At 63.2% G+C, this 23,795-nt stretch carries 20 protein-coding genes, 1 tRNA gene and 1 pseudogene; 14 read left to right on the forward strand and 8 right to left on the reverse strand.

The features are described 5' to 3' along the window. Positions 1-7 precede the first annotated feature (7 nt). The 7 genes from ccmC (at position 8) to LN450_RS05870 (ending at position 5,222) form a co-directional block, all read left to right on the forward strand. Positions 8-766, forward strand: a complete 759-nt coding sequence (gene ccmC / locus LN450_RS05840) for a heme ABC transporter permease CcmC (protein WP_011347066.1) — start codon at positions 8-10, stop codon at positions 764-766. Next, a complete protein-coding gene (gene ccmD / locus LN450_RS05845) occupies positions 763-969 on the forward strand; it encodes a heme exporter protein CcmD (RefSeq protein ID WP_008574947.1) in 207 nt (68 codons plus the stop codon). The genes ccmC and ccmD overlap by 4 nt, the downstream gene beginning before the upstream one ends. Continuing rightward, positions 966-1,436 carry a cytochrome c maturation protein CcmE gene (ccmE, locus tag LN450_RS05850; protein WP_011347065.1) on the forward strand — a complete coding sequence of 157 codons (471 nt, stop codon included), beginning with the start codon at positions 966-968 and terminating at the stop codon, positions 1,434-1,436. The genes ccmD and ccmE overlap by 4 nt, the downstream gene beginning before the upstream one ends. Before the next feature lie 63 nt (positions 1,437-1,499). Beyond that, the gene (locus tag LN450_RS05855; protein ID WP_011347064.1) at positions 1,500-3,488 is read left to right on the forward strand and encodes a heme lyase CcmF/NrfE family subunit; all 1,989 of its coding nucleotides are present in this window, start codon (positions 1,500-1,502) and stop codon (positions 3,486-3,488) included. Then, positions 3,485-4,027 carry a DsbE family thiol:disulfide interchange protein gene (locus LN450_RS05860; RefSeq protein ID WP_008574944.1) on the forward strand — a complete coding sequence of 181 codons (543 nt, stop codon included), beginning with the start codon at positions 3,485-3,487 and terminating at the stop codon, positions 4,025-4,027. The genes LN450_RS05855 and LN450_RS05860 overlap by 4 nt, the downstream gene beginning before the upstream one ends. After that, complete coding sequence (locus LN450_RS05865; protein ID WP_033478914.1) at positions 4,024-4,521, forward strand: cytochrome c-type biogenesis protein; 498 nt, start codon at positions 4,024-4,026, stop codon at positions 4,519-4,521. Before LN450_RS05860 ends, LN450_RS05865 begins: the two co-directional genes overlap by 4 nt. Further along, on the forward strand, positions 4,515-5,222 hold the full coding sequence (locus LN450_RS05870; protein WP_011347062.1) for a tetratricopeptide repeat protein: 708 nt from the start codon (positions 4,515-4,517) through the stop codon (positions 5,220-5,222). The genes LN450_RS05865 and LN450_RS05870 overlap by 7 nt, the downstream gene beginning before the upstream one ends. 359 nt (positions 5,223-5,581) lie before the next feature. Here the strand turns inward: LN450_RS05870 and LN450_RS05875 are convergent, their stop codons facing one another. Next, positions 5,582-7,654 carry a PAS domain-containing sensor histidine kinase gene (locus LN450_RS05875; RefSeq protein WP_011347061.1) on the reverse strand — a complete coding sequence of 691 codons (2,073 nt, stop codon included), beginning with the start codon at positions 7,652-7,654 and terminating at the stop codon, positions 5,582-5,584. After that, on the reverse strand, positions 7,641-9,158 hold the full coding sequence (locus LN450_RS05880; RefSeq protein ID WP_039417102.1) for an ATPase domain-containing protein: 1,518 nt from the start codon (positions 9,156-9,158) through the stop codon (positions 7,641-7,643). Before LN450_RS05880 ends, LN450_RS05875 begins: the two co-directional genes overlap by 14 nt. Here LN450_RS05880 and LN450_RS05885 point away from each other — a divergent pair. Together LN450_RS05885 and LN450_RS05890 are read left to right on the forward strand one after the other, a co-directional pair. Beyond that, the gene (locus tag LN450_RS05885; protein ID WP_033478913.1) at positions 9,124-9,330 is read left to right on the forward strand and encodes a hypothetical protein; all 207 of its coding nucleotides are present in this window, start codon (positions 9,124-9,126) and stop codon (positions 9,328-9,330) included. The genes LN450_RS05880 and LN450_RS05885 overlap by 35 nt on opposite strands. Before the next feature lie 124 nt (positions 9,331-9,454). Continuing rightward, complete coding sequence (locus tag LN450_RS05890) at positions 9,455-9,799, forward strand: response regulator (protein WP_031422223.1); 345 nt, start codon at positions 9,455-9,457, stop codon at positions 9,797-9,799. Positions 9,800-9,913: 114 nt separating this feature from the next. Here LN450_RS05890 and LN450_RS05895 read toward each other — a convergent pair whose 3' ends face one another. Continuing rightward, a complete protein-coding gene (locus tag LN450_RS05895; RefSeq protein ID WP_008574937.1) occupies positions 9,914-12,769 on the reverse strand; it encodes a hybrid sensor histidine kinase/response regulator in 2,856 nt (951 codons plus the stop codon). Positions 12,770-13,030: 261 nt separating this feature from the next. Between LN450_RS05895 and LN450_RS05900 the strand changes: the two are divergent. The 4 genes and pseudogenes from LN450_RS05900 to LN450_RS05915 form a co-directional block, all read left to right on the forward strand. Beyond that, positions 13,031-13,200: pseudogene (locus LN450_RS05900) on the forward strand (MarR family transcriptional regulator); the annotation flags it as partial. 42 nt (positions 13,201-13,242) lie between these two features. After that, complete coding sequence (locus LN450_RS05905; protein WP_039417113.1) at positions 13,243-13,707, forward strand: MarR family winged helix-turn-helix transcriptional regulator; 465 nt, start codon at positions 13,243-13,245, stop codon at positions 13,705-13,707. Positions 13,708-13,742: 35 nt separating this feature from the next. Next, complete coding sequence (locus tag LN450_RS05910) at positions 13,743-14,933, forward strand: FAD-dependent monooxygenase (RefSeq protein ID WP_011347057.1); 1,191 nt, start codon at positions 13,743-13,745, stop codon at positions 14,931-14,933. 269 nt (positions 14,934-15,202) lie between these two features. Beyond that, positions 15,203-17,314 (forward strand): methyl-accepting chemotaxis protein, encoded by a 2,112-nt coding sequence (locus tag LN450_RS05915; protein ID WP_011347056.1) that lies wholly within the window; start codon positions 15,203-15,205, stop codon positions 17,312-17,314. 72 nt (positions 17,315-17,386) lie between these two features. On the opposite strand, the gene LN450_RS05920 is transcribed toward LN450_RS05915, so the two are convergent. From LN450_RS05920 to LN450_RS05940, 5 genes are all read right to left on the reverse strand, one after another. Next, complete coding sequence (locus LN450_RS05920) at positions 17,387-17,992, reverse strand: DUF488 domain-containing protein (protein WP_014089929.1); 606 nt, start codon at positions 17,990-17,992, stop codon at positions 17,387-17,389. 450 nt (positions 17,993-18,442) lie between these two features. Beyond that, complete coding sequence (locus tag LN450_RS05925; RefSeq protein ID WP_228892679.1) at positions 18,443-19,906, reverse strand: hypothetical protein; 1,464 nt, start codon at positions 19,904-19,906, stop codon at positions 18,443-18,445. Between the two features lie 144 nt (positions 19,907-20,050). Further along, positions 20,051-21,544, reverse strand: coding sequence for a DUF6538 domain-containing protein (locus LN450_RS05930; RefSeq protein WP_081033269.1), 1,494 nt, complete (start codon positions 21,542-21,544; stop codon positions 20,051-20,053). Positions 21,545-21,626: 82 nt separating this feature from the next. Beyond that, positions 21,627-21,716, reverse strand: a tRNA-Ser gene (locus LN450_RS05935). Between the two features lie 368 nt (positions 21,717-22,084). Beyond that, positions 22,085-23,101 (reverse strand): LysR family transcriptional regulator, encoded by a 1,017-nt coding sequence (locus tag LN450_RS05940; RefSeq protein ID WP_003485786.1) that lies wholly within the window; start codon positions 23,099-23,101, stop codon positions 22,085-22,087. A gap of 100 nt (positions 23,102-23,201) precedes the next feature. Here LN450_RS05940 and LN450_RS05945 point away from each other — a divergent pair, with 100 nt between their 5' ends. Further along, positions 23,202-23,786 carry an FMN-dependent NADH-azoreductase gene (locus LN450_RS05945; RefSeq protein WP_011347050.1) on the forward strand — a complete coding sequence of 195 codons (585 nt, stop codon included), beginning with the start codon at positions 23,202-23,204 and terminating at the stop codon, positions 23,784-23,786. Positions 23,787-23,795: the final 9 nt, after the last annotated feature.

Here is a 23,795-nt window from a genome sequence, read left to right on the forward strand (position 1 = left end):
CACCGGCATGGCCAAGTGGATTCCCTTGTGGCTGCATCAACTCAGCTCGCCACCGACGTTCTATCGTGTCGCCGGCAGCGTGCGCCCGTGGGCGCTGGGGCTGGCCGCGCTGCTCGGCGCGGTCGCAGTCTACGGCGGCCTGGTACTGGCACCGCCGGATTACCAGCAACACGATGCCTACCGCATCATCTTCATCCATGTGCCCAGCGCCTGGATGAGTCTTTTCATCTACGCGGCAATGGGCGTTTCGGCGTTCATTGCGCTGGTGTGGCGCATCAAGCTGGCCGAAGTGGTCGCCATGGCCTCGGCACCGATCGGCGCAGCCTTCACCTTCATCACCCTGTGCACCGGCGCGCTGTGGGGCAAGCCGATGTGGGGCACCTGGTGGACCTGGGATGCGCGGCTCACCTCCGAGTTGCTGCTGCTGTTTTTGTACCTGGGCGTGCTGGGCCTCTATTACGCCGTGGAAGACCGCCGCCAGGCAATGCGCGCCGCCGGCTTGCTCGCACTGGTGGGGCTGGTGAATCTGCCCATCGTGCATTACTCGGTGGTGTGGTGGAACACGCTGCACCAGGGTTCCACTGTGCGCCTGCTCGGCCCCTCCAAGATGAGCGCAGACATGCTGTGGCCGCTGCTGACCATGATGCTGGCAACCAAGTGCTATTACGTTGCGAGCCTGTTCGGCCGCGTGCGGGTGGATTTGCTGGCGCTTGAAAGCGGCAAGGACTGGGTCCGCCGCATCGTGTTGACGGAGCGCAGCGCATGAGCGCTTTCCTGGCGATGGGCGGCTACGGCCAATACGTGTGGACCGCTTATGCAGTATTCGTGCTGGTGCTGCTGGCCGATCTTGCAGCGCCCTGGCTGCGTCGCCGCCGCTTGCCGCGTGAACTGCGCGGCCAGTTGCAGCGGCAGGTGCCGCGTCGTGCACGCGATCAACCGGCACCGGCACTGGAGCGCGACGCGCCATGAACGCCACGCGTAGACAACGTCTGTGGTGGGTGATCTGTGTACTCACCGCCGCCGCGTTGGCCGTCACGCTCATCGTGTTCGCTTTGCAGCGGAACATGAGCTACCTGTTCACCCCAAGCCAGGTCAGCGCGGGGGAAGCCGCCGGCTACCAGCAATTCCGGCTCGGTGGCATGGTCAAGGCCGGTTCGATCCAGCGTGCAGGTGATTCGCTGAAAGTCAGCTTCACCGTCATCGATAAAAACGCGGCCACCCAGGTGGAGTACACCGGCATTCTTCCGGATCTGTTTCGCGACAACCAGTCGGTCATCGCCAACGGGCGCATGCAGGGCGGGCGCTTCGTCGCCAACGAAGTGCTGGCCAAGCACGACGAGACCTACATGCCGAAAGAGCTGAAGGACGCCATGGCCGAAGGCCATGCCGGAAAACCAATCCCCGCCACCGCCACGCCGCTGACCGCGCCGCGTTGATGCGCTTCCGGTCGCTGCCACGCACCTCATGACTTCCCTTCCGTTTCGCCTTGCGATCCGCCCATGACGCCTGAACTTGGCCAGATCGCGCTGATCCTGGCACTGCTGTTATCGCTCGCCCAGGGTGTAGTGCCCTTGATCGGTGCGTGGCGCGGCAACACCGCGTTGATGGGTGTCGCGCGGCCTGCGGCGGTGGGCCAGGCGGTGTTCGTGTGGATGGCGTTCGGCCTGCTCGCCTGGTCGTTGTTGTCGCTGGATTTTTCGGTGGGCTACGTCGCCGCCAACGCCAACATTGCCCTGCCCTGGTACTACCGCGTTGCGGCGGTGTGGGGCGCGCACGAAGGCTCGTTGCTGTTGTGGATCGCCATCCTCGCCACCTGGACGGTGCTGCTGGCCGCCTTCAGCCGGCACCTGCCGCAACATTTTGCCGCCCGCGTGCTGGCGATCCTGGGGCTGATTTCGGTGGGCTTTCTGGCCTTCATCCTGCTGACCTCCAATCCGTTCGGGCGGCTGTCGCCGATTCCGCTGGATGGCAATGAACTCAATCCGGTGTTGCAGGACCCCGGCATGACCTTCCACCCGCCGGTGTTGTACACCGGCTATGTCGGGTTTTCGGTAGCCTTCGCATTCGCAGTGGCGGCATTGCTCGGCGGCGAACTGGAACAGGCCTGGGTGCGCTGGGCACGGCCGTGGACCAATGTGGCCTGGGCCTGCCTCACCGCCGGCATCGTCGCCGGCAGCTGGTGGGCCTATGCGGAACTGGGCTGGGGCGGCTGGTGGTTCTGGGACCCGGTGGAAAACGCCAGTTTCATGCCCTGGCTGGTCGGCACTGCGTTGATCCACTCCCAGGCGGTCACCGAAAAACGCGGCAGCCTGCGCGCGTGGACCATCCTGCTGTCGATCCTGGCGTTTTCGCTCTCGTTGCTGGGCACCTTCCTGGTGCGCTCGGGCGTGCTGACCTCGGTGCACGCGTTTGCGGCCGATCCGCGCCGTGGCCTGTACATCCTCATTTTTCTGGTTGCCGTCGTCGGCGGCTCGTTGCTGTTGTATGCACTGCGCGCGCCCAAGATCGCCAGCGGCAAACCCTTTGCCGCCGCCTCGCGCGAAACCGGCATTCTCATCGGCAACCTACTGCTCACCGTGGCCGCGGCCATGGTGTTGCTGGGCACCTTGTTCCCGCTGATCGCCGACGCGTTTGCGCTGGGCAAGGTCTCGGTCGGGCCGCCCTACTTCGGCCTGCTGTTTCCGTTGTTGATGTTGCCGGTGGTGCTGTTGCTGCCGTTCGGCCCCTACCTGCGCTGGGGCAAGGCCGAAGCCGCACCGTTGAAAGCACTCGGCACACGCGCAGGCATCGCCGCGATTGCCTGCGCCCTGGTCGGCAGTGTGTTTGCCGATGGCCAGGCCAAGGCGATCGCCGGCATGGGTGTGGCCGCATGGGTGGCTGCGGGCACCGCGTTGTACGTGGTCAAACGCTGGCGCGACATGCCGCGCGGGCGGCGCTTCCCGGCGGAAATGGCCGGCATGCTGATCGCGCATGCGGGCGTGGCGGTGTTCGTTGCCGGCGTGCTGGTCTCCGAAAGCCTGTCGGTGGAACGCGATGTACGGCTGTCGCCCGGCCAGAGCGCGCAGGTCGCCGGCTACAGCTTCCGCTTCGATGGCGTGCAGTTGGTGGATGGGCCGAACTGGAAGGCCGAACAAGGCAGCGTGCAGGTCAGCCGCAACGGCCAGGTGGTCGCGCAACTGCATCCGCAAAAACGCCTGTACAGCAGCGAGCGGATCCAGACCGAATCGGCCATCGATCCCGGCATCACCCGCGACCTGTATGTGGCGCTGGGCGAGCCCTTGGACGATGAGCACATCGAAAACGACTGGACGCTGCGCCTGTACTACAAGCCCTTCATTCGCTGGATCTGGGCCGGTGGCCTGCTGATGATGCTCGGCGGCTTCGTCAGCGCCTGCGCACGCCGCTTTCGTGCACCGGTGACTGCACACCCCTTGGCCGCTTCTCCGGCGCAACCAGCGCTCGTCATCGCACAGGAATCGCACCCGTGAATCGTCTGCTGCCCTTGCTGGGCTTCGTATTGCTGGCGGCGCTGTTCGGCGTCGGCATCCTGCGGACCATGCAGCACAATCCGCGCGACGTACCGTCGCCGTTGATCGGCAAACCGGCACCGGCGTTCTCGTTGCCGCGGCTGGACCACCCGGCGCAACGCGTCGGTCGTGACCAGTTGCTGGGCAAACCCTACGTGTTGAATGTGTTCGGCAGCTGGTGCGCCGAATGCGTGCACGAACACCCGGTGTTGATGGCCCAGGCCAGCCGGCTTGGCGTGCCGCTGATCGGCTACAACTACAAGGACGTGCCCGCCGACGCCATCGCCTGGCTCGCGCGACTCGGCAACCCGTATGCAGTGGTGATCGCCGATGAAGCCGGCCAGACCGCCATCGACTTCGGTGTCTACGGCGCACCGGAGACGTTCCTGATCGATGCGCAGGGCGTGATCCGCTACAAGCACATCGGCGTGCTGACCCCGGATGCCATCAACGACGAGTTGCTTCCGGCCATCGCCGCGCTGCCCAAGGGTACGCCGTGATGGCGGCGCGTCACACACGACTGTGGCATTGGCGCTGGCATTGGCGCGCGCAAGGCCGCCGTGTGCGTTTGTTGCTAGTGTTGCTGCTTGGCATGCTGCTGGCGCCCTCGTTGGCAGCGCAGGCCGTGGATCCGCTGCCGTTCAAGAACCGCAGCGAGGAGGCGCGCTACCAGCGCTTGACCGCGCAACTGCGCTGCCTGGTATGTCAGAACGAAAACCTGGCCGATTCCAACGCGAGCCTGGCGCGCGATTTGCGGCATCAGGTGTTCGCGCAACTGCAGGCCGGCAAGAGCGATGCGCAGATCAAGCAGTACATGGTCGATCGCTATTCGGATTTCGTGCTGTACGACCCGCCGGTCACACGCGGCACCTGGCTGCTGTGGTTCGGGCCGGCGCTGATGTTGCTTGCAGGTGCCGGCGTGGTCATCCACACCGTGCGCACCCGTGCGCGCGCCGGCACGCCGGTGGCGCCGCAAGTGGAGGACCAATGGTGATGGCGGGTTTTTATATCGCAAGCGCCGTGCTGGTGGCGCTGGCCTTGCTGCTGTTGCTGGCACCGCTGCTGCGCCGCCCCACCGGCAGCGGTCGTGCGCGTTACCGCTTGGCAATTCTGCTGGGACTGGGCCTGCCGCTGGCCACGGCCGGGTTGTACCGGCTGGTGGGCGCGCCGGAGGCGATCGTCACGCATGTGTATGCAGCGCAGCCAGCGCAAGTCGCCTCGCTACCACCCTCTGCGGATGCAGGGCAGGCGCAAGCGGCAAGCACCCCTGCCAATGCGCAGGCGCAGGCGCTGGATCGCTTCATGCAGCAGGCCAAGACATTCGAGCAGAACGACCGACCCGCCGAGGCGCGCGAAGCGTATGCACAAGTGCTCAAGATCGCTCCCGACATCAGCGCCGCCATTGTGGGCTGGGTGGCGGCGGATATGGCCACGCACGCCGATTTCGCCATCGACGCCGCATCGCGCACACGCCTGCAGCAAGTGATCGCACGCGAGCCGGACAACCAGCGTGGACTCTGGTTGCTAGGCATCAGCGATTTTCAGCAGCAGGACTTCGCCGCCGCCACTGCGCACTGGCGGCATCTGCACGGTTTGCTGGAAACCGGATCGCCGATGCAGAAGGCGGTGGCAGACAAGATCGCGGTGGCCGAATCGATGGCCAGCGCGCGGCAATCCGCGCGTGGGACGCGCTGAGCAACGCATCCTGCGCGATGCGGCTTGATTGCGATGGCTGCACTGCAGCGCAATTGCACAGCGCGTGCGCAATGCCAAGCAGCCGGTTCACGCGCGAGACGCGGCACCTGGCGCAAACACTCCGCGTCATTGCATCGTGCACTCAAGTGCGACGCATCGTGCCGCACAGTTGCGGCAGAACGCACGTCATCGCATTGCAGCCTCTCGCGCCAGCGTGCCAGCTGGAGCGCATCTGCCGAAAAGGCCGGGCAATCGCGAGGCAGACAGATCGCCACGCAAGAGCGAAAGCGAGCACGCGTACACGCCGCTCCCCTGCATCATCCACGTTCGACCGGCTCGCTACATCGCGTTATCTGCACTCAGGCCGAAGGCCCCAGCACATCGTGCAGCTTTCCACTGAACTCGCCCAGCGTAAATGGCTTGGCGATCATGCTCATGCCTTCGCCGAGAAATTCGCCACGGTCGCGTGCCGTTTCTGCGTAGCCGGTCATGAAGATCACCGGCAGATCGCGCCGCGATTGCCTTGCGATCTCGGCCAACTGGCGTCCGTTGAGGCCCGGCAGGCCGACATCGGTGACCAGCAGGTCGATCCGCCGTGGCGAGGCAAGAATCGGCAGTGCCGCGTCCGCGTCGGCCACCACGTCGGCCTGGTAACCCAGCTCGCTGAGCAGTTCGGTGACCAGCAGCCGCACCTGCTCGTCATCTTCCACCACCAGCACATGCTGGCCCTGCCCTGCCAGCACCGCATCGCTCTGCGTCTGCGGCACCGCGGTTTGCGCCGCAACCCCGGCGGGCAGATACAGGCTGACGGTGGTGCCCGCGCCCGGCTGCGACTCCACCCACACCTGCCCATTGGACTGCTGCATGAAGCCGTAGATCATCGACATGCCCAGGCCGGTGCCCTGGCCGATCGGCTTGGTGGTGTAGAACGGCTCGAACACGCGTTCAAGCACGTCGGCGGGCATGCCGGTTCCGGTGTCTGCAACCGACACCACCACGTAATTCCCCGGCGCCAAGGCGATGCCACGCCCGAGTTCCAGCGGCTGATCTTCCACCTGCAGCTGCCGGGTTGCGATACGCAGCTGCCCACCGTCGGGCATGGCATCGCGCGCGTTGATGGCCAGGTTGATCAGTGCGCTTTCCAGCTGATTCTCGTCAACGTACGCCTGCGGCAGTTCCGCACAGAGATCGATCTCCAGGCGCACCGATTCGCCCAACGTGCGCGCCAGCAACTCCTGCAGCGACACCACCAGATCGTTCAACTGCAGATCCCGCGCCTGTAGCGACTGACGCCGCGAGAATGCCAGCAGGCGCTGGGTGAGCGCAGCTGCGCGCAATGCCGAGGCAGAGGCCACATCCAGAAAGCGACCCAGCCCTTCGGTGCGCCCCTGGTCGATGCGCAGCCGCGCCAGATCCAGCGCAGACAGGATGCCGGTGAGCATGTTGTTGAAATCGTGTGCAATGCCGCCGGTGAGCTGGCCCACCGCTTCCATTTTCTGCGCCTGGCGCAGTGCCGCTTCGCTGGATTCGCGCGCCAGCATCTGCTGCTGCAACTCGGCGGTCCGTTCGGCCACCTTGGCTTCCAGCAGGTTGGCCTGTTGCTGGATCGATTCCAGCGCCAGCGCACGCGTGGTCACATCGGTGGCGAACACATGGAATCCATCCACCTTGCCATCTGCATCAAAGCGCGGCATGTAGCGGATTTCCGCATCGCGGCGCCGGCCATCGGCATGCGGCCAACTGGTCTCGATGGTCAATGTCTGCCCGGCCAATGCGGCCTCGATCCAGGCGCGGCGCTGTTCGACCACCGCAGGCCCCACCACATCCACCAGCGGCCTCCCGATCACATCGGCAGGCGGCACACCAATCCAGTCTTCGTACGAACGATTGGCAAAGCGGTAGATCAGGTTCTTGTCGATGAAGGCGATCAGCACCGGCAGCGCATCGGTGACCCGTCGCAGTTCGGCCTCGCTCTGCGCCAGCGCAGCGCGGCTTTTGGCCAACTGCGCCAGCTGGTCGCGGATGACGAACTGCTTCTGCCGTGCGCGCAACGCGGTGGAGATGGCGCTCAGCAACGAAGCTGAGCTCAGCGGCCGCTCCAACTCGATGACGTTGGTCATGTCGGCCGGCAGCCGCACCTGCCGGCGGTTGTGTGCGCCACGTGGCGTACGCAACAACACGAACGGAATGTCCGACCAGGCCTGCTGGCCTTGCAGGATGTGCGACAGCGCATGCAGGTCGCCACGGATGGCTTCTTCGGTCAGTACCACCACGCCGGAGCCATCGTGCAGGTTGCCTGCCAGCGCGTCCAGCGTGGCATGGACCCGGCATGTCAGCCCGCGTTCGCCAACGATGCTGGCAATGCTCTGCGCGTCGCGGCCGAACGGCGCGATGATATGGACGATGGAGCCGTCCGCGTCACAGATATTCAAGGGGACGATCCAGCAACGGGCCGTCGTCTCCGACAAACTGCGGCGTACCGGTCAGCACGCCGTGGAATTTCTCCAGCGGCTCGCTCAGTTGAAGACCGCTGCTGCCGATGCGCAATTCGCGAATCGCATCTTCGTGCGCGCCACTGCGATTCTTGATCACCGACAACGCCTTGCGGATGCGTCCTTTCGCCTCGAAAAAGCGCAGCAAGACGACGGTGTCGGCCATGTAGGAGACATTGAGGGTGCTACTGGTCGCCATGCTGCCGACCAGCCCCTGCTGCGGGTTGATCAGGAACGTGGTCACCCCGCTCTGGTTGAGATACGACAACAGCTCGTGCATCTGCAACATCAGCTGCTTTTCCTGCGGCATCGACGCCAGATACCCGTTGAGGCTGTCGATCACCAGAATGCGGCACGCGCGCTCCTCCACGCTGCCACGCACCGTCCAGGCGAATTCGCCCGGCGTGACTTCGGCCGGATCCATCTGATGCAGCTCCAGCAGACCCGCGTCCATATATTTGCGCAGATCCATGCTCAGGCCTTCGGCACGCTTCAACAAGGTGCCGGTGCGCTCGTCGAACTCCAGCACGCAGCAATGCTCGCCGCGCTCGCACGCGGCAACCACGAACTGCAGGGCCAGATTGGTCTTGCCCGAGCCGGCTGGCCCGGTCAGCAGCGTGCTGGTCCCGCGCAACGGGCCGCCGTGCAGCAATGCATCGATGCGCTCCACGCCGCTTGGTACCGGTTCGCCGATAAATGGCCGGTGGTGGTCGGAGGCGATCAAACGTGGATAGATACGCATGCCGCCGGTGACGATGGCCAGGTCGTGATAGCCGGCGATGAAATCCACGCCACGCAATTTCTGCACCTGCATGCGGCGCCGCGCCGCACCGAACTCCAGCGTCGTGCGCTCGAGCGAAATCACCCCGTGGCACAGGCTGTGCAAATGCGCGTCCCGCTCGCCGTTTTCGCCGGTGAGATCGTCCACCAGAAACACCGTGATGTTGCGCGGCGCGAAATACTGCTTGAGCGCCAGCACCTGGCGCCGATAACGCAGCGAATCCTGCGCGAGCAGGCGCAACTCGGACAACGAATCGAACACCACCCGCGTCGGCTTCACCCGGTCCACTTCGGCCTGGATGAGCTTGATGGTGCCATCGAGCTCCATCTCCCACGGATGCAGGATGGATTGCTGCCGCCCTTCGCCCAGGAAGGCCTCTGCTGATGCCAGCTCAAAGATATGCAGGGACTCCAACGACCAATGGTGCGAAGCAGCCACTTCAGTGAGCTCGTCGATGGTTTCCGACAAGGTCACATACAGGCAACTCTCGCCCTTGGCCGCAGCATCCAGCAGGAACTGCAGTGCAAGCGTCGTTTTGCCCGCACCAGGCTGGCCTTCAAGCAGGTACAAACGGTTGGCGGGCAGCCCACCTCGTAAGATAGTGTCGAGCCCGGTGCTGCCAGTGGTGATGCGGTTTGCGATCATCGGCGTCACGTTCTTCATAGAGCTGAATTTAACACGTGCGCGTTATTGGCCGGTGGGCGCGACTGAACTGATCAGCTTGCTTTGCTTAACGCGATTCACGGCATCGCTGCTGCAGGTATCGCAGATCAGCAGAATTGCGCTGTTTTTCGATCATCCGACTGGTGGCGCATGGCGTTGGCAACAGCGGTGAAGCATTGTGTTGCAGCATCGCACGCCGCCGTCACGCAGGCGCGCCTAACGTGGATCTCGAAGCATCGCAGCATTGCGATCGCTCGAGGACCGCAGTGGCTCACGCATTACCCAACGCACGCATCCTGTTGGTCGAAGACGACGATGCAATCCGCGAGATGGCTGCAGACATTCTTGGCGACGAGGGCTACCACGTGGTGGCGTCTGCAGACGCCGAACACGCGCTGACGCAACTGACCAGGGCATGCCCGTTCGATCTGCTGCTGTCGGACATCTGCCTGCCCGGCATGAACGGGCGCGACCTTGCCGATCAGGCGCGCATGCTCTACCCCGCAATGCCCATCGTCTTCATGACTGGCTACGCAGGCGAAATCGCCAAACGTGCCGACTTTCTGGATACCGGCATGCGTCTTTTGACCAAGCCATTTTCCTTGCGCGATCTGCTGGGCATCGTACAGACGGCGCTCTAGGCAGGCCCAACCGCGTGCGCCCGCTGCGTCTTTGCGCCACGTTCGCTGCGATACGCATGTCTCAGGCGATCGATGCCGGTGCAACGAGCGGCTCGCAGCAGCACCGGCACCTGATTAGCGCGCGCGACGCTCCAGCAACTGCGCCACCCGCCGCTCCAGCTCGATGGCCTGGAATGGTTTGGTCAACACTTCCATGCCATCGTCGAGCTGGCCCGCGCCCACCGCGGCGCTGGCCGCATAGCCGGTGACGAACAGCACCGGCAGTGCAGGACGCGATTGCCGCCCGGCGTCGGCAACCTGTCGCCCATTGAGGCCGCCGGTCAGGCCGACGTCGGTCACCAGCACATCGATGTGCTCTTGCGAGCGCAAGCGCTCCACCGCCGCACTGCCCTCGGCGGTTTCGATCACGCGGTAGCCGGCTTCGGTGAGTACTTCGGAGATCAAGACACGAATCGCGGTTTCGTCCTCCACCAGCAACACGGTGCGACTGTGCGCAGCATTGCGCTGCAGCGGCGCATCAGCAGGTGCCACGTCGTCTTGCGCCAGCACGCCGGTGAAGCGCGGCAGGTACAAGGCCATGGTGGTGCCCACGCCCACTTCCGAATCGATGCGCACATGCCCGCCGGACTGTCGAGTGAACCCATAGATCATCGACAGGCCCAACCCGGTGCCCTGGCCGATGGGCTTGGTGGTGAAAAACGGTTCGAACACCTTGGCCATGACCTCGGCCGTCATGCCGGTACCGGTGTCCTGCACACTCAGGCACACGTAATCGCCAGGCGGCAGCTCCAGCTGCTGGGCGGCAGCGGCATCCAGCGCGCGGTTGTGCAGGCTGATGGTGAGCTGCCCACCATCGGGCATGGCATCGCGCGCGTTGATGCAGAGATTGAGCAGCGCGTTTTCCAGCTGCGGCGCGTCCACCAGCACCTGCCACGCTTGGTCTGCCGGACGCAGCTGCAGCGCGATCGACGGCCCCAGCGTGCGCGCAATGATGTCGTGCATGCCACGCACCAGCTCCTCCACATCCAGCGCGGTGGGCGCCAGCGTCTGCCGGCGCGAAAACGCCAGCAACCGCTGGGTCAAGGCAGTGGCGCGCGCCGCGCTGGATTGCGCCATTTCCACATAGCGCTCCAGCCGGTCGTACTTGCCCTGTTCGATGCGCGTCTGCAGCAACTCCAGGCCGACACTGATGGCAGTGAGCAGATTGTTGAAGTCGTGCGCCAGCCCGCCGGTCAGCTGCCCCACCGCTTCCATCTTCTGGCTCTGACGCAGCTTCTCTTCGGCAAGCAACAACGCCGCGCTGCGTTCGCGCACGCGCTCTTCCAGCGTCTCGGTCAGTTGCCGCAGCTGCTCTTCGGCCACGCGTTTGTCGGTGATGTCGGCAGAGGTGCCGAACCATTCGGCGATCTGTTCGCGCTCATCCAGCAACGGAATCGCGCGCATCAAGGTCCAGCCCACCTGCCCATCCGTGCCGAGCACCCGGTATTCCACATCCACACCAGACTTGGTGGCAGTCGCCTGCGCAAGCGCTTGCGCCAATCGCGCGCGGTCGTCCGGGTGCACCATCGCCTGCCAGTCGGGCGTGGCCGACACCGCATCGCTCAGCACACCGTCGCCGACCAATTGGCGCCATTCGCGCCAGTGGGCACTGGCGGAAAAAATCGATTGCGATGACGCGCGTACCAGTGCGTCCAGGCGCCGCTCGCTCTTTTGCAGCGCTTCGCTGGCCAGCCGCTCGGCGGTGCGGTCGCGCAACACCTTGACGAACCCGATCGCCTCGCCGGTTTCTTCGCGCAACACCATCAGCGAGCCATTGGCCCAGAACCGCTCGCCGGATTTGCGCACGTGCCAGCGCTCGTCCATGCCGCTGCCGCTTTCCAGCGCGGCAGCGGCCTCGATCAGCATCTGCCGCTGCTCGACGTCTTCCGGCGTAAAGGTGCGCTGCAGCGTTTGCCCGAGCATCTCGACCTCGCTCCAGCCCAGAATGCGCCGCGCACCCTCGTTCCACGACGTCACCCGCCCGTGCATATCGGTGGCGATGATGGCGTAGTCCATCACGCTGTCCAGGATTTGACGGTTGCGCACTTCGGCCTCGCGCACCGCGCGCTCCAGGCTGATGCGGTCAGTGATATCGAGGCCCTGCACGAAGATGCCGGAGATGGTGCCATCGGCGCCTGCGATCGGCTGATAGACCAGATCCAGCAAGCGTCGCTCGGCGGGACCACCGGGCACCGCCTGCACGTTGTACGGCAGCGCATTGGCCGAAAACGCGCGCCCGGACCGGTACACCTCGTCCAGGCGACGCACATGTCCCTGTTCCACCGCATCCGGCAGCGCCTCGGCCAACGGCCGCCCGATCACATCGCGGTGGCCGATCAGGCGCGAATAACACGGGTTGGCGAACTCCACCCGGTGCTGCGGCCCGCTCAGGAACGCCATGAACATCGGCGCCTGCTCGAACAAGCGGATCAGGCGCTCGTGTTCGTCGGCCAGCCGCGCCTGCGCCAGCTTGCGCGCGGTGACTTCATTGGTGACGCAGAACGCGCCGCCCACCCGGCCATCGTCCAGATAGATCGGAGAGAACGAGAACGTCCACCAGGTCTGCTCCGGCACGCCGTAGCGGTTCATGCCGATCGGCACTTCCTCAAAGCGCGATGCCTGCCCTGCGAACGCCGCTTCAATCGGCTCGCGCACCGCCTCCCAGGCATCGGCCCACAACACGCGCAGCGGCGCGCCCAGCGCCTGCGCCTGGCGCGGCCCCAGGATCGGCGTGTAGGCGTCGTTGTAGAAAAAGGTCAGCGCATCGCCCCACACCACATACATGCTTTCGGGCGAACCCAGCATCAGATCGACCGCATTGCGCAACGGCGATGGCCACTGAGCGGCGGGTCCCAGCGGGCTCGCCGCCCAGTCGTGGCTGCGTACCGCCTGCGCCATGACGCTGTTGCCGTGCGGAAATCCCGCATTCATAGAGGGCGTACCTGCATTGTGTCCACACGCAGGTCGCCGCTCCAGCACGCAACGTGCACGACCGCGAGGTCGCCTGCTGCGAGCTTCTCCATCATCCATCCGTACATCATGTCCAACCGTTGAAAAGACCAGGTCGCCGCAGGCGCATGACGCGTCGGCAAGACCGAGCCGCGCGCTCGCGCCCATCATCTGGCCTATGGCTGGTGGCGTCCAGCCACGCCCGCAGGCGATGGCTGAACCAGGCAGCTTGCGCTCCTGCGTCTGCGGCAGCGCGCAGCCTGCGCCACGGCCGGTACAGCCGTCGGCCCGCGCACATGGGGCCGTGCCGTCTTCGGGCCGCGCAGCGACGCGATATCGCCCCGGCAGCCAAGCCGCCGGGCGTGCACGCGGTGCCACGCGGCAACGAGCGCCATGCCGCACTGCAGGAGACGTACCATTGCCCGATAGCCACAGGACAACGCACGGTCTTACAGATGCTTGATCAGAATGAACTCATCCATCCGCAGGCTGCTATCGCGCCGGGGTATCTGGCCAACCATGCAGCGCGGGTCTTCAACCGCCTGGTCGACGCCGAACTGCGGCCGCACGGCGTGTCGCTGGCGCTGATCGGCCCGATCATGCTGCTGTCCTGGAAAGGCCCGATGCTGCAGCGTGACCTGGTCATCGCATCGGCCGTGAAGCAGCCGGCCATGGTGGCACTGCTGGACAAGCTGGAGGGACTGAAGCTCATCAAGCGCACCCCGACCCCGCAGGATCGCCGTGCCGCGCTGGTGGCGCTCACCGCGCGCGGGCGCAAGATGGCCGAACTCGGTGGGCGTGCGCTGCTGGATATGAACGCAGTGGCGCTGGAAGGCTTTTCCGCCGACGAGGTGCAGCAGACCGTCGCGTTGATGCACCGGCTGATCGCGAACATGGAGCGTTACGGCCAGGGCGTGTAATATCACTCCTGATATTTCCTGCCAGGATGACAGCAATGCCGCGTCGTATCCTCATCACCGGCGCCAGCATCGCCGGCAACACTGCCGCCTGGACACTCGCCCATCGCGGCTTCGATGTGACCGTGGTGGAACGCGCCACCCGGTTTCGCGATGGCGGCCAGAACATCGACGTACGTGGTGTCGGCCGTGAGGTGCTGCAACGCATGGGCCTGGAACAGGCCGCGCTGGCCCAGGGAACCGGCGAAGAAGGCACCGCCTGGATCGACGCGCACGGCCAGGCCGTCGCCACCTTCAAGACCGAAGACATCGATGGCGATGGCCCGACCGCCGAACTGGAGATCTTGCGCGGCGATCTGGCCCGCCTGCTCTACGATGCCGCGCGCGGCCATGTGACGTACCGCTTCGGCGACCGCATCGCCAGCATCGAAGACGCTGCCGGCAGCGATGCCGCAACCGTCACCTTCGAAAGCGGTTGCAGCGAACGCTTCGACGCGGTGATCGTCGCCGAAGGCGTGGGCTCTTCGACGCGCGAACAGGTCTTCCCGGGAGAAAACGATCCGCGCTGGATGGATCTGACCATCGCCTACTTCACCATCCCGCGCAGCGCCGACGACGACCCGCTGTGGCGCTGGTACCACACCACCGGCGGGCGCAGCATCTCGTTGCGACCCGACCGGCACGGCACCACGCGCGCCATGCTCTCGCTGCAGAAACCGCCCGAAGGCGAACAAGACTGGGACATCGACGCCCAGAAGGCCTACCTGCACGAGGGCTTTGCCGACGCCGGGTGGCAGGCGGCGCGCGTGCTCGATGGCATGCATGGCACCGACGACTTCTACTTCGATGCCCTGCGCCAGGTGCGCATGCAGCGTTGGCATAGCGGTCGCACCGTGCTTACCGGCGATGCGGCCTGGTGCGCCACGCCACTGGCCGGGATCGGCGCCACCCTGGCAGTGACCGGCGCGTATGTTCTGGCCAACGAAATCGCCCAGGCCGCCACGCTGGACGCGGCCTTCGCTGCCTACGCCACCGCCATGCGCCCGATGGTCGAGCAGGCCCAGGGCGTGCCGAAGATCGGCCCACGCCTGATGAACCCGCATAGCCGGCTCGGCATCCACCTGCTGCATGGCGCACTCAAACTCGCCAGCCAGCCAAGCGTGCAGAACCTCGCTGCAAAGTGGATGACGCCGGCGATCAAGGCGCCGGATCTCTCGCGTTATCCCTAAGCGCCGTTGCAGGCGCCGGTAAGCCGCCGGCGGCAGCGTTGCAGGCAGGAACGACGAGTGTCTCGGCGCATTGAGCAGCCCCACCAGCACCTGAACCGGCAGACGCAACGTCTTCAGTTCCACTGCTAGAGGTCGCTAACGAACACGTCGAGACACCACTTGAGCGGCAGCCGTTGCGCTGGCTCTTGCGCTGTCGCGTGCGTATTCGTCTCCCTGCCGTTGCCGGGACTCCCCCGCTCTTCCGCCAGTCGGAACACCGATCGAACCCTATGCATTTCTTCCCGAATCTGCGCATTGGACAGCGCCTGGCCCTGGGCTTTCTCGCGATCATCGTCTTGATGGTGATCCTGACCGTGGTGGGCATCCAACGCGTTCGCAGCATCGACCAGCAACTCACCGCCATCAATGAGGTCAACAGCGTCAAGCAACGCTACGCGATCAATTTCCGTGGCAGCGTCCACGACCGCGCAATTGCTCTGCGCGACGTCGTACTCATGGACGACCCCGCAGAGCGCCACGCCGCCGAACAATCGATCGACAAGCTCGCTGCCGATTACGCACGCGCTGCGCAACCGCTCGACGACATGATCGCCAGCTCGACCGATGCAAAAGAGAAAGACATTCTCCGGCAGATCAAATCCGTCGAGCAGCGCACCCTGCCGCTGATCGCGCAAGTGCGCGCGTTCCGCGATGCGGCCGACAAGGCGCAGGCAGAACAGCACCTGCTGCAGCAAGCGCGCCCGGCCTTCATTGCCTGGCTGGCCAGCATCAACGCCTTCATCGACCTGCAGGAAGCCAAGAACCGCCAAGCCGCCAGGCAGGCCGTTGCCACCGCGCGCGGCTTTGCGATGCTGATGGTGATGTCCACCGTCGTCGCCCTGCTGTTGGGCGCCACCATCGCGTTCCTGCTCACGCGCAGTGTGGTGCTGCCGCTGCGCCAGTCGCTGCGCCTGGCCCAGCGCATCAACGACGGCGATCTGCGCAGCCAGGACGCAGCGACCGGCAACGACGAATCCGGGCAACTGCTGCGCGCCATGCAGCAGATGCAGCGACGCCTGCAGGAGGTGATCTGGGCGCAACGCAGCATGGCTGCGCGCCACGACGCCGGCGAAATCAGCTACCGCACCGACCCACAGGGTTTTCCCGGCGAATATGGCGACATGGTGCAAGACACCAACGCACTCGTACACGCCCACGTGCAGACCCAATTGCGCATGACCCAGGTCATGGGCAGCTACGCCATTGGCGATCTCACCCAGGACATCGAGCAGTACCCGGGCGAAAAATCCGCCATCACCGCCACCATGCAGCAGGTTAAGCGCAACCTGCAGGCCATCAACGCGCAGATCCAGGAACTGACCCAGGCCGCCTGCGCAGGCGACTTTGCACTCCGCGGCAAGGCGGAAACGTTCGAGCACGATTTTCGCCTGATGGTGGAAAACCTCAACACCATGATGGCCACCTCCGATACCAACCTGGCCAGCTTCTCCGGGCTGCTGCGCGCGATCGCCGATGGCGACCTCACCGTGCGCATGTCCGGCAACTTCCACGGCGTGGTCGCCTCCATGCGTGACGATGCCAACAGCACCGTGCACCGCCTCACCGACATCGTCACCCGCATCCAGACAACCTCCAACAGCATCAGCTTCGCCGCAGAAGATATCGCCAGCGGCAATCAGCAGCTGGCGCAGCGCAGCGAACAACAGGCCGCCAGCCTCGAAGAAACCGCTGCATCGATGGAAGAGCTGACCTCCACCGTCAAGCAGAATGCCGAACATGCCACCCGCGCCAACCAGCTCGCACGCGGCGCCGCCGCCATCGCCTCGGAAGGCCGCGACGTGGTCGGCCAGGTGATCGAACAGATGTCCGGCATCGAAGCCTCGTCCAGACGTATCGCCGACATCATTTCGGTCATCGACGGCATCGCCTTCCAGACCAATATCCTGGCCCTCAATGCCGCGGTGGAGGCCGCACGCGCCGGCGAACAGGGCCGCGGCTTCGCTGTTGTTGCATCGGAAGTGCGCACGCTCTCGCACCGTTCCTCGGATGCGGCAAAAGAAATCAAGCGGCTCATCGACGATTCCGTACAACGCGTCGCCGACGGCTCCACCCTCGTGCACACCGCCGGCACCACCATGGGCGAAATCGTCACCAGCGTCCAGCACGTCACCGACATCATGGCCCATATCTCCGCCGCCTCGCAGGAACAAGCCGGCGGTATCGAACAGGTCAATCACACCATCGCGCAGATGGACGAGACCACCCAACACAATGTGCGCCTGGTCGAAGCCGCCAGCACCGCCGCGCATGCGTTGGAACAGCACTCCGCGCAACTCACCCGCGCAGTGGAAGTCTTCAAGGTCAACGCAACGGTGCTGTGAGTCCGCGAGATAGCATTCGACGCACCAGCGACGGTCGCGGCGATCATCTGGGGCTCGACCTACCGCAAGCGCCTAACCGGCAGAAAACAGACCAACCTGTCGCGGCGGATAGATCAGATCGCGCCCAACCGGGCGCGCATCGGCATTCAACTGATGCGGCTGCACCGCGGTCTCGCCAAGAATGTGCAGCACCTGCCACCTCCGGTGCAGCAACAGATCCGCAATAAGGCGGCGATGGCATTGCCACCAGAGTGCTTCGGCGCACATCAGCGCCGTACGCCGCTCACGTGCCATGGCGGTCGCCTGCTCCAGCCCGGCGCCGAAGTCGGCGCTGGTCATATGGTCGGCATAGCCCTGAAACGCCGCGTTGCGCCACGCGCCATTGGGCGACCCGGGTTGCGCCTTGCGCCGTCCACCCAGCTCGGGCAGCCACAGATAGCGCACCGACGCCGCGTCCAGTGCATGCGCCATCGTGTCGCTGGCAAACCAAGGGTAGCGACGCGAGCCCGGAAAGCGCCGCACATCCACCACTGCCTTAATCCGATGCGCGCTCAACAACGCGACGAACGCCTCCCAGGTCCTGGTGGAATGACCGATTGTCCAGAGCATCCCGGCCGTATCGCCAGCGGCCTGCAGCCCAGGCGCGTCGGTGTTGATCAGGGGAGAGGTGTCATGCATCGCAGCAGCAGTTAGGCGGAGTGGCAATACAGCACTAGCACTGCCAGCGCCCACAGCAAGTGATGGGCACGCGACCTCTGCCCGCACGCGGATCTGGCTCATCGGCTTTTTAAGCGCGTGCAATTCCCGTAGCAAGGTGATGGCTGATCGCTCCAGATCGTCCTGAATGCGGTGGCAGCGGTGTGCCGGCAGCGCGACCATCTGCACTACACGGTCGACCGCGTCGCTGAGCGATCAGCCCGATGACACATTGATCGTCAGGGGACCATCGCGCTGAGTGCGGGACAGAAGATGAGACGGGCGGTGTGCGTTGGGGAAGCGTCACGGCGCGGAGCGATTTGCAGCGACGTGTGGCGGAGAGAGTGGGAGAAAGTAGAAACCAATCCATCTCTCTGATTTGCAAGTGAAACACAACCCGAAAATGTGCCCTGGTTCGTGCCCTCGCGAAGCTTACATTATTCGCGGAGGCTTGGGACGAGGGGCAGCCGATCTGGCTCGGGCCGCCTTCGGCACGGCCCTGGGCCGTGCTTGCGGCGTTGGGGTGACGCGAATGCGTCCATTCCCTGTTTTTGCGCGTGCTTCGGCACGCGCTGCAAATGACACAGGCTCCACACGAACCTCATTGGTCGCGTTGGCCTGCATTGTTCTCCCGCCACCCGATTTGCTACGGCTACCGTAATACGACAAGCTTTCAGTTGATCGGTGGCCCATAGTTTTTGCTGCCTCTGCGGCTGTCATCGCACCGGTTGAAACGGCTTCTTTTAGTTCACTTCCGACCTGGTGACGGAAGGAATAGCAAGACAATCCTGATGAGGCCAGTCCTCGGTTCAGGCTTCTGTAATCGGCATCGGAAGTCTGCATTTTCCAGGCCTTCCCGTGCTTGGCCACTTCCTCTGCCAATGCTTGGGCTGCGCTTCCTTTGACTGGCACACGAATGACCCGGACCTCTTGCCCTCTATTATGCGCATCACTGCACTTGGCCCCTAAAACCTCAGCGGTTAAATATTTTCCGTCTTCGGTTACTTTTAATTTTATGCCCTTTTTTAGTTCTGCTGGCCTCACCCCAAACAGGGACAAAACTGCCAAGCGTTCCGCGTGGCGTTCTACCAATTTTGTCCCTTTCTTGTTTCCAGCAATGAGTGCGACCGTCGCCAAATTTGGTGACGGTGCGCGGGTTGATCGCTTGGATTTGGACACTGGACGAATGCCTTGTTCTTTCAATTTTGCAGCCTTGTGAGTCCAGGTCTTCCTATGAGGCTGCATAAATTGCTCATCTAAAACGGCTGCCATATTAAAAGCTTGCTCGGTGCAGTATTGGGCTTTTTCTAGTTGCCCTGCCTTTCTGGCCACCTCAGAAGCAGCACGCCAAGCGCGGGTGTCTTGCTCTAAGCAATATCGTGTCGCGGTCCGTAGGAAATCCCAGTGGGCACGGGTAGAGGCGGCTTCCAAGGCGGTTTTGCCTGATGCGCGCAGGTTGTCATAGGCACGGCGATACTTCTCTGCTGTCTCATTGCTGATGTCTCGCTTTGGACAGTCGTCGAGGATGTTGCGCGTCTGGCGGTCCGCGTGCAGCGTCCACGCCTTGCCATCGCTTTGCGATGCCAGGCGGGCACGCGTTGCACGCTCCCGAAGCGCAGAAGCATGCTTACTCATCCAATCGCCACCTACCGGTGACAATTGGATATCGTGCGCACTATTCGAAAGGCTCTCGCCTTTCTCACTGTTCGGCTGGCTCCCGCCATCCTCACCGACCCTACGCTTTTCGCTTCGGGTCGTGTGTCCTTCGCTCTCGCTTCGGACACGGGAGCGCCCAAAACGGCTAACGCCATTTTGGTCACTCCCCACATTGTCGGACGGTTTGAAACCGTCCGACAATGTTTTGAAGCCCAAAGCTGCTGCTGAAAAAATGTTCAAGGGTATTGCCGATCTGACTTAGATATATTATCCCTCAAATTATCCGGAAGCCAATAGATATTGCGCTAAATAATTTTCTATCTATATTATCCGGATGTCCGGATCGCTAATAAATCGAAGAAAAGAAATGGATCGCCTCGATCTTTATCTTGACAAGGAGGTCGCAGCTTTATTGCGCAAGCGCGCCGCTGAACTTGATTTGCGCCCAGGCACTTTTGCGGTTCGCTTGCTTACAGCTGCTGTCAGCAATGAACGCAAAGCCTCCAAATCCAAACCATAATTCAGCACTGACAATCCCGGGAATTTCCCGGTTCCATTTAATTTTTCTGCCAATGTAAATTCACGGCTATAAGTCGAATGGTGTTCGTCATCAAGCTCATGACCCACCAATTGCGCTCTCAACTCGGAAGCAACCCCCGCCCCTTGTAGTTCTTGGATAACGGTCTTCCTGAGTGAGTGAAACCCTCGCTTAGCTTCCGGCCAATCGGAGCCGACTGTGACCAAATGGCGGGTGAAGGCTTTGGAGATCCAGTTTCCTGCACCATTTTTTGCCTTGGGGTCTGCTTGACTGAAAAGACGGGTCTCCCCTCTTTTCTGCTGCACCTCGACAAAATCCAATAGACCCAGCTTAATTAGATCGGGATGGATTGGCACGATCCGATTACTCGACTCATTTTTAACCCTCTGCCCATCTCCTTCATCGCCAATTTTGATGGCTAGAACTCCATCAATTTTGGCAACATCAGTCAGCAACAATTGACCAACTTCCGAGGCTCTTGCGCCAGTGTAGAGTCCCAAGACGCTTGCCCAGCGGGCACCGGGTGACATTTTTTCAAAATTGATTGACGAATAAATTGCCAGCAGTTGTTCAGCAGTAAAACTCTTAAAGCCGAGTTTTTTGCGCTGACGCTTTTCCCTTGCCCCATATTTAATATGGTCAGTAGCTGGATTATCACCCTTCGGATAATATCCCGAAGCCATCGCCCAGGCAAAAAAACCAGTTTTCCCTAGATACGATTGCTTATTATAAATAGTGGGCGTCGAATTACCCTTATCTCTCAAATGTTGATAGAACCTTGCCAAATCAGGTCTTCCAATCGTATGCACATCACGATGCAATCCAAGATAGAAGGTCAAATCTTCGACCGCTGTTTTTTTTATGGCTAAGGTTTTAGGAATTGTGACGGCCTCCAAACTTGCCAGCCACTTTGTTTTAGCATCGCCTAAGGTAATCGTTTCAGCCACTGTCATAGCAGCTGGATCAGCTGATTTTGGCTGATGCAATTGACCAATGGCCGCTATTGCTTCCATTGCTCTTGCGTGATCTGCCTCATCGTTGGCCTTTAATCGATAGCCATTCGGCAAATCAATCTCATAGGCCCGAGAACCTTGCGCGGCAAGATTTTTCAGCACTTCATCGACGGTGATCTTCGCCACACCTTGCCCACGGATTGCTTTGAAAGCCGCAGCATATCGCGAGGCAAGCCACAAAGCGGCTTGCCGGGCATCCAAGAGGTCGTGTCCCAAGCTTCGTTTGATGAACTCGCGCCCGATCAGCTTCCGCAGGTCAGTCGGAACGCGCTGACGGTATACATAGAGGCCTGAGGCCGTCTTGGTCAGGTAGTGAGGTAGCTTCATTCGGAATGTGCCCCGAATTGTGCCTCACCCGCATCTGTCAGCCCTGTTTTTTGTTGTTTGAAATCAACAACTTACGCAGGAGTGGCGGAGAGAGTGGGATTCGAACCCACGGAAGGTTTGACCCTTCGCCGGTTTTCAAGACCGGTGCCTTAAACCGCTCGGCCATCTCTCCGATGCTGCTGCACGTGACCGCCGAAGGCGCCGGATGTCACGCGGGCGACCCGCCTTGCGCGGGTGGCCCTGTCTATGGCCGCACGAACATCTGTGCGGCCGTTCTCCCAGGATCGCTCCCGGGCGCGCATTCTCGCATGCCCGGGCGCGTTTTGCTCAATGACACCACCGCCGTCAGCTGGCGCAGCGCGCCGCTGCCTTGATGGTACTCGGCCACTACCCCGCGTGGTCGGCGAAGATGCCTGAGCACACAGGCAACCTGCCGAACAGCTGCAGCGCACCGGCTGCGCAGCAGCTAGCGGACTGCCAACATACGTGCCGGCCAGCCTCGGCCGCCAACCCAGCCTTGGCCAGCTTTGTCACGGACGCTCAGCCCGCTTCGGCCACCACCAGGCGCGGCGCCGTGCCGGCGGCACGCTTGAGCTTCTCCGCCAGTTCGGCGCAATTGCCGCCGCAATCCAGGCGCGAGCGTTCGATTTCCTGCGGCAGGTGTTCGGCCAGGAAGTCGATGAACACCCGCACCGCCGGCAGCAGGCCGCGACGCGAGGCGAACACGGCATGGCAGATGCCCTGCGGCAGCGACCAGTGCGGCAGCACCACTTCCAGCTCGCCGCTGCGCACCGCTTCGGCGCACACGGTTTCCGGCAGCATGGTGATGCCGAAGCCGTCGCGCGCCATCGACTGCAGCAGCGGGAAGTCGAAGCCGGCCAGGCGTGGCTGCAGATCGACGCGGCGCATTTCGCCGTTCGGGCCGTGCAGCTCCCAGCGCTGATGCGCTTCGTCTTCGCTGGTGCTCATGGTGGTGTGGTTGGCCAGCTCGCTGGGATCCTTGGGGCGACCGGCGCGATCCAGGTATTTGGGGCTGGCAACCAGCAGTTCCTGCACCTGGCCGAAGCTGCGCATCACCAGGCTGCCGTCGTCGTCCAGGCGCGAGCGCACGCGCAGCGCAATGTCGTAGCCCTCGTTGATGACATCGACGCGGCGATTGCTGATATTGAGCTGCAGCCGCACCTTGGGATACTTGGCCAAGAATTCCGGCAACAACTTGGGCAACTGGATCTGCGCAAGCGAAACAGGAACGCTCACACGTACAAGACCGCGCGGCTCGGCGCTGAGACGATCCACCACCTCGCGCGCGGCCTGGGCTTCGGCAAGCATGGTTTGCGCGTGCCGGTGCACGCTGGTGCCGACGTCGGTCACCGCGAAACGGCGCGTGGAGCGCTGCAACAGGCGCACACCCAGGTCGGTCTCGAGTTGGCTGATGCGCCGGCTCAGGCGCGATTTGGGGATGCCAAGCGCACGCTCGGCAGCGGCAAAGCCGCCGTGATCCACCACCATCGCAAAGTAATACAGGTCATTCAGGTCGTGCATGGCGCAAGTATCCATTGATAGAACGATACGTGATATTTAACCACCTTTATTCCAACAGAGCAACGACCTAGGCTGCACACCTCCGCGGCGCTGCCGCTTGCCACAGGTCATCGTCATGAAACTGCTGCACCTCGATTCCAGCGCGCTAGGCGCCAATTCCGTCACGCGCGTGCTCAGCGCCGCCGTCGTGGAGCAGCAGCGCCGGCGCCATCCCGAGGTGGACGTGTCGTATCGCGACCTCGACCGCGACCCGATTCCGCATCTGACCGCGCAGACGCTGGCGCAGACCGACCCGGCAGAGGCCGCGGCCGCCGAAGCGGTGATGCAGCAGTTCCTGCAGGCCGATGTCATCGTGATTGGCGCACCGATGTACAACTTCGCCATCCCCTCCACGCTCAAGGCCTGGATCGATCGCATTGCAGTTGCCGGGCGCACCTTCCAGTACACCGCCAATGGTCCGGAAGGCCTGGCCGGCGGCAAGCGCGTCATCATCGCCAGCGCGCGTGGTGGCTTGTATGCCGATCCGACGAACGATTTTCAGGAGCCGTATCTGCGCCAGGTGTTGGGCTTCCTGGGCATCGACGACATCAGCTTCGTGCGCGCAGAGGGTGTGGCGTATTCGCCGCAGCATCGCGCCGATGCGCTGGCCTCGGCGCTGGCCGGGCTGGGTGAGGAAGAAGAGGCTGCTGTGAGCGCGTAAGCCTGCGGC

This window comes from Xanthomonas euvesicatoria pv. euvesicatoria, from assembly GCF_020880415.1.
GTDB lineage: Bacteria > Pseudomonadota > Gammaproteobacteria > Xanthomonadales > Xanthomonadaceae > Xanthomonas > Xanthomonas euvesicatoria.